Here is a 6268-nt window from a genome sequence, read left to right on the forward strand (position 1 = left end):
ATTCCAGCCAAGATAGTGAGGAGAGGAGATGCCGGAGGCAGGCGCGACAAGAGGCCAGAATCCGTGGGGTATCCATTTGTCATTTGTGGGAATCAGGTCCATGCCCTTGCATAGGGGCGTCCCTGAACCTTAGATCAGGACGAAGCAGCGACCTCGTTTCCGCCCGGTGCGGATATGGGGTCATTCGTCGTTCGTGCAGAAGGGATCGCGTCATGGCAACGAAGCACGCGCCGGTCATCATCATCGGCTCCGGGCCGGCCGGCTACACGGCTGCAATCTATGCCGCGCGCGCCATGCTGAAGCCGATGCTGATCGCCGGGATGCAGCAGGGCGGCCAGTTGATGATTACGACGGACGTCGAGAACTATCCCGGCTTTGCGGACCCGATCCAGGGGCCTTGGCTCATGGAGCAGATGATGAAGCAGGCCGAACATGTCGGCACCGACATGGTCAGCGACATCATCGTCGAAGCCGACATCGCGCGTCGGCCCTTCCGGCTCAAGGGGGATTCCGGCACCGAGTACACTTGCGATGCGCTGATCATCGCGACGGGCGCACAGGCCAAGTGGCTCGGCATCGCGAGCGAGGAGACGTACAAGGGTTTCGGCGTATCGGCTTGCGCCACTTGCGACGGTTTCTTCTATCGCGGCAAGGACGTGGTGGTGATCGGCGGCGGTAACTCGGCCGTCGAAGAGGCGCTCTATCTTTCGAACCTGGCGAAGTCGGTGACGGTTATCCATCGCCGCGACGAGTTCCGCGCCGAGCGCATCCTGCAGGAACGCCTGTTCAGGAAGGAAAACGTCAAGATCCTGTGGGACACCGAGGTGCACGAGATCGTCGGGGACCCCGGTAAGGTGCCAATGCCGCCGTCGGTCAACGGCATTCGCCTCCGCAACCGAAAGAGCGGCGAGGTCTCCGACCTGCCGATCGACGGCGTCTTTGTGGCAATCGGGCACGCACCTGCGGTCGAACTCTTCGTCGGCAAGCTGAAGCAGAAGCCCAACGGCTACCTTTGGACCGCGCCGGACTCGACGCGCACCGACGTCCCCGGAGTGTTTGCCGCCGGCGACGTGACCGACGACGTCTATCGGCAGGCGGTCACCGCTGCCGGGATGGGTTGCATGGCCGCCCTCGAGGCGGAAAAGTATCTGGCGGAGATCGAGACACATCGCGAAGCGGCTGAATAAGGCCGTCCTGCGGACCGGAAGGGGATCATGGTGCCATTCGATTGGGACAAGCTGCGGGTGTTTCACGCCGCGGCGGAAGCGGGCTCGTTCACGCATGCCGCCGAGCGGCTGAATCTGTCCCAGTCGGCGATCTCGCGTCAGGTGAGCGCATTGGAGCATGACATCGGCGTGCCGCTGTTTCATCGTCATGCCCGCGGGCTTGTGCTGACGGAGCAAGGCGAGCTCCTCTATCGCACCGCCCACGACGTCTTGATGCAGCTCGACACGGTGCGCTCGCAGCTGCTCGAGACCACGGAGAAGCCGTCGGGCGTTCTGCGGATCACCACCACCGTAGGACTGGGCGCCGGCTGGATGACACAGCGCGTGCAGGAGTTCCTCGATCTCTATCCCGAAGTTCAGATCCAACTCGTTCTTGCAAACGAGGAACTCGACCTCACCATGCGCCAGGCCGACTGCGCCATCCGCCTGCGCCAGCCGCAGCAGCCCGACCTGATCCAGCGGCGACTCTTCACGGTGCACCTGCACGTCTACGCCTCACCCGCCTATATCAACCGGCATGGCAAACCGAACACCGTTGAGGACCTCGCCAACCATAGGCTGGTTACGTTCGGCGAGCCGGTGCCGTCGTTCCTCAAGGATCTCAACTCGCTCCAGACCTTCGGCATGCCCGACGGCTCGAAGCGGACCGCGTCGCTCCAGATCAACGACCTCATGTCGATCCGCCGCGCCGTAAAGACGGGCGCCGGCATCGCCATGCTGCCCGACTACATGGTCGATAAGGATTCTGGCCTGGTGCAGATCCTGCCGGAGATGGAGGTGCCATCCTTCGACACGTTTTTCGTCTATCCCGAAGCGATGAAGAATCAGGCGAAACTCAAGGCGTTCCGCGATTTTCTGTTTTCGAAGGCGCGCAGCTGGGCCTACTGAGGGTGTGGGAGGCGCGGGCCGCTTCGGAGGGGGCTCTGCTCGCCGTTTGCGCATCTGCACTCGTTGCTTGCGAACTGCCCAGTTCCGACATTAATGCATGGGTGAATTGCAAATCAGTTGCTTGCCAAAGTGGCAGTACAGGCCGATATAGCCATCATCTCGTGAGCGCATTCCTCCTCCCATTGGCGCTTGCGAGTGTTCCCCTCTGGAGGTTTCGCCTTTATTGGCAACTCCAACAACTCAGGCCGGTTCTTCGTGAGCCGGCCTTTTTTTCTGTTTGGTATCCAAGCGGTACCCCCCGGTTAAATTGCCGGCAGTTCGAAACCGGCTACCTTCGCTCTACAGACATCCGGGGGTCAGCAGGCCGGAATGCTCTCACTGGAACAATCTCTCGTCGTCCAGTCCCGCATAGAGCCCCGCCACTTGGTCTGCGTAGCCGTTGAACAACAGCGTCGGCACCCTTTCACCGGTGTGGAGGATCTGCTCACTCGCCTGGCTCCAGCGCGGATGCGGCACGTCCGGGTTCACGTTGGCCCAGAAGCCGTACTCGGAGGGGGCGATCTGCTCCCAGAAGCTTTTCGGCCGTTCCTCCACGAAGGACATACGCACGATCGACTTGATCGACTTGAACCCGTACTTCCAGGGAATTGCGAGCCTGAGCGGCGCCCCATACTGGTTCTTCAGCGGCTTGCCGTAGACGCCGGTGACCATGAAGGCCAGTTCATTGGTCGCCTCGGCCATGGTCAGCCCTTCGACATAGGGCCACGGATACCAGACCTGCCGCTGGCCCGACGCCATGGCGGGATCAAGGAAGGTTTCGAAACGGACATACCGGGCCGACGAGAGCGGCGCCGCGAAGTCGACAAGGCGCGCCAGCGGAAAGCCAGTCCACGGCACGGTCATGGACCAGGCTTCCACGCAGCGATGTCGATAGAGGCGGGCCTCGATCGACATGGCGCGGATCAGCTCGTCGACCCCGATCTGCCGCTCCTTTTCCACCAGCCCATCGATGGTCACCATCCACGGCCGCGTCTTCAGGCTCTCGGCGGCGCGGGCGATCTGCTTGTGGGAGCCGAACTCGTAGAAATTGTTGTACTGACCGGCGATTTCGCCCGGTGTGATGTCGCGATCGATCTTGTAGGTCTCGTTCAGGCGCGCCGGATAGAGGTCCAGCGTCTGGTCGTCCTCCTGCGCCCGCGCGGCCGGAACGAAGCCGGGCAGGGCCGTTGCCGCGATCGCTCCGCCAAGGCCGGCCAGAAGCGACCGGCGCTGCAGATACACGGCCTCGGGCGTCGCCGTGTTCTCCGGCAACGCCCAGGATGCCCGCTTGAGGATGCCGACCATGTGACCATTCCCGCTCGCGGCGATTGCCCTGCGGGACTGTAGCCGGCCTGCAGCAGCTTGCAACGGTAATCGATCGATTCCGCGTGGCGTTGCTTGCCCCAGCCGTGGTCAGGCGGTGGTGATCGCGTCCAGATCGACGCCGGCCAGCGCCTCCTTCTGCGCTGTCGTCAGCGGCAGGTGCGGCGGCAGCAGCCGTTCGAATGCCGCGTCGCCGTGCAGCCGCGCCACCATGCGCTTGACCGCGGGGATGAGCGGGACCGAGGAAATCGCCGCGCGGGCATCGCCGGCGGCCTTCAGCAGGTCGGCGTCGGCGCGGTTTGCCCACAGCTTTGCCACCAGCGGCGCGGTGACGCTGACGGTGGCCGAGATGCACCCCGCATAGCCGTCGGCATCCGCCTTCGCCAGGGCGGTCTCGCTGCTCGGGAAGACGTCGAAGCCGTCGATCCGTGCGATCTCGGCGGCGTAGGCCAGGTCGCCGGAACTGTCCTTGGCGCCGATGATCCGCTCGGGAAAGGTCTTGCGCAGCCGCGCGCAGAGCACAGGCGAGAAGCGCAGGCCGGTCATCTGCGGGAAGTTGTAGAGGTAAATCGGGATCGGCGCGTCGGCGGTCGCCTCCACCACGCGTTCGAACCAGGCGAAGAGCCCGTCGTCGGCGACCCCCTTGTAATAGTACGGCGGCAGGATCAGCGCGGCGGCAAAACCCCGCGCATGGGCAAACCGCGTCAGTTCGATCGTCGTCGCCAGGTCTGGCGCGCCGGTTCCCACCATCATCCGGGCGCGGTCGAGCCTTTCCGCCGCCGCCGTCATCACTGACTTGCGCTGCGCGGCGGAAAAGGAGTTGGCCTCGCCGGTGGTGCCGAGCACGTTGAGCGCGTCGCAGCCGTTATCGAGCGCCCATGCGGCGTGGTGGAGGAAGCGACCCAGATCAGGCTCACCTGCGTCGGTCACGGGCGTGGGAATGGCGGCGATCACGCCCGTCAGTCTGGTTGTCGGCATTGGCTTGTCGTTTCCTCGGTCTGCTCTTGTTTTCGTGGCCGGCGCTGGATGTCCGGCGGCAGTGGTCGGCCGTCCGGCTGGCGACCTGCGCGGCGACCATACAGCGTTCGGACAGCGGGATTGAAGTGTCGTTTTGCGCCGGGTGCATTGCCATGACGGCATCGTTCCAACCATACTTTTGAACCGGGAACGGCAAAAAAATGAACGAGATTGGTCATGACGGGGTTGTCTGCGGCCGGATTTGCACTTTCTCTCTTGGCAAAGAGACTGATCACGGCAAGATTGAACCGAAATGGCGTGATCGCCCTGCGGGCGGACACCGCAACGTCGGGGGACCGGTTTGAGTGACGTTCTATTGCTGACGCTGGGCGTCCTGGCCTGCCTCCAGCTCAAGCATTTCGCAGCCGACTACCTGCTCCAGACCCCGTGGATCATCGCGGGCAAGGGTCATCTCGATCGGCCTGGCGGTTATGCGCACGCAGGCATCCATGCCGTGCTATCGGTGCCTGCGCTCCTGCTGGCGGGGCTCGACCTGCCGAAGGTCGCGGCGTTGTGTGCCGCGGAATTCGTGGTGCATTTCCTCATCGATCACAGCAAGGCAGTTTTCTCCCGCGGCAGCGACAAAGGCCCGACCACGGCGACCTATTGGGCGCTGCATGGCGGCGACCAATGCATCCACCACCTCTCCTACCTTCTGATGACGGGCGTCGCCATCAACTGGGCCCTGGCCTGATCCAGCCCCCTTCGAAGCAAGTCCTCTACTCTTGAGCGGCGATCCGCAGTTTTTGCATGTCGTGAACTCCAACCGCTGCGGGTCTGCGCACACGCCGCAGATACTGCACAAAAATGCACGTTACGTTTAAGTGATGCTTGTGGCTCCGAGGGCCATGATGCATGATTTCGCATGCAACGCAGAGGGAGGAGCCTAGGCGCGGCATGCGAGGACAGACTTCATCGGGAGGATGAGTTGAACCCAGCAAATGGCAATGCCGCAGCCTATTTCGTCGACCGTCATGTCGAGGAAGGGCGCGCCGACAAGCCCGCCTTTGTCGAGTGCGGGATCGGTGGGCGCAGTCTGACCTATGGCCAGCTTGCCATCGAAGCGGGCCGGATGGCCGATCTCTACCGCCGTCACGGCATCCCGCCGGAAGCCCGTGCGGCGATGATCGTGCTCGATCAGATCGAGTTTCCGGTGGTCTTCTGGGGCAGCATCAAGGCCGGCGTCATACCGGTGCCGCTCAACACGCTGCTCTCGCCAGATTATTACGAGATCATCCTCAATGACAGTCGTGCCCGCGCGCTCTTCGTCTCGAAGGAACTCCTGCCCGTGGTGGCGCCGCTGCTGCCGCGGCTGAAGCACCTTACCTCGGTCTTCGTCATTGGTATGGAGGCTGGCGAGCATCTGTCTTTCGCCGATGAACTGGCGGCAGGCCCGACTGGCGGCACGGTCGAAGCCGAGGCCGACGAGTGTGCCTTCTGGCTCTATTCCTCTGGCTCGACCGGGCGTCCCAAGGGCGTGCGTCACGTCCACGCCAGCCTGAAGGCCACCGCCGATACGTTTGGGGCCGCGGTTCTCGGCATCCGCGAGGACGATACCGTGCTGTCGGCCGCCAAGCTGTTCTTCGCCTACGGGCTCGGCAACGCCATGACCTTCCCGATGGCGGTTGGCGCAACGGCGGCGCTGTTCCGCAATCGCCCGACCCCGGCCGACATGTTCGTTGCGATGGCCGAATTGCGGCTGACGATCTTCTACTGAGCGACCCGAGACATAGGTGACGGAACGTACCGGACACATGGGTAACACTTTCCGTTTT

General features: G+C 63.3%; 6 protein-coding genes. 4 read left to right on the forward strand and 2 right to left on the reverse strand.

All coding sequences use genetic code 11. The annotated features are described in order from the left end of the window. The first annotated feature begins 212 nt into the window (after window positions 1-212). The gene (gene trxB / locus EJC49_RS02695) at window positions 213-1187 is read left to right on the forward strand and encodes a thioredoxin-disulfide reductase (protein ID WP_126697916.1); all 975 of its coding nucleotides are present in this window, start codon (window positions 213-215) and stop codon (window positions 1185-1187) included. Window positions 1188-1211: 24 nt separating this feature from the next. Then, window positions 1212-2114: a LysR family transcriptional regulator gene (locus EJC49_RS02700; protein ID WP_170314578.1), complete on the forward strand. Its 903-nt coding sequence runs from the start codon at window positions 1212-1214 to the stop codon at window positions 2112-2114. Window positions 2115-2489: 375 nt separating this feature from the next. Here the strand turns inward: EJC49_RS02700 and msrP are convergent, their stop codons facing one another. Both msrP and EJC49_RS02710 read right to left on the reverse strand, forming a co-directional pair. After that, window positions 2490-3458: a protein-methionine-sulfoxide reductase catalytic subunit MsrP gene (msrP, locus tag EJC49_RS02705; RefSeq protein WP_126697917.1), complete on the reverse strand. Its 969-nt coding sequence runs from the start codon at window positions 3456-3458 to the stop codon at window positions 2490-2492. Between the two features lie 108 nt (window positions 3459-3566). Further along, window positions 3567-4454 (reverse strand): dihydrodipicolinate synthase family protein, encoded by an 888-nt coding sequence (locus EJC49_RS02710; RefSeq protein WP_126697918.1) that lies wholly within the window; start codon window positions 4452-4454, stop codon window positions 3567-3569. Window positions 4455-4794: 340 nt separating this feature from the next. Between EJC49_RS02710 and EJC49_RS02715 the strand changes: the two genes are divergently transcribed. Continuing rightward, window positions 4795-5187 carry a DUF3307 domain-containing protein gene (locus tag EJC49_RS02715; RefSeq protein ID WP_170314577.1) on the forward strand — a complete coding sequence of 131 codons (393 nt, stop codon included), beginning with the start codon at window positions 4795-4797 and terminating at the stop codon, window positions 5185-5187. Window positions 5188-5421: 234 nt separating this feature from the next. Then, entirely contained in the window at window positions 5422-6210 is a 789-nt protein-coding gene (locus tag EJC49_RS02720; protein WP_210211741.1) for an AMP-binding protein, read from the forward strand. Window positions 6211-6268 lie beyond the last annotated feature (58 nt).

The organism is Aquibium carbonis (genome assembly GCF_003970795.1).
In the GTDB taxonomy this organism is placed as follows: Bacteria; Pseudomonadota; Alphaproteobacteria; order Rhizobiales; family Rhizobiaceae; genus Aquibium; species Aquibium carbonis.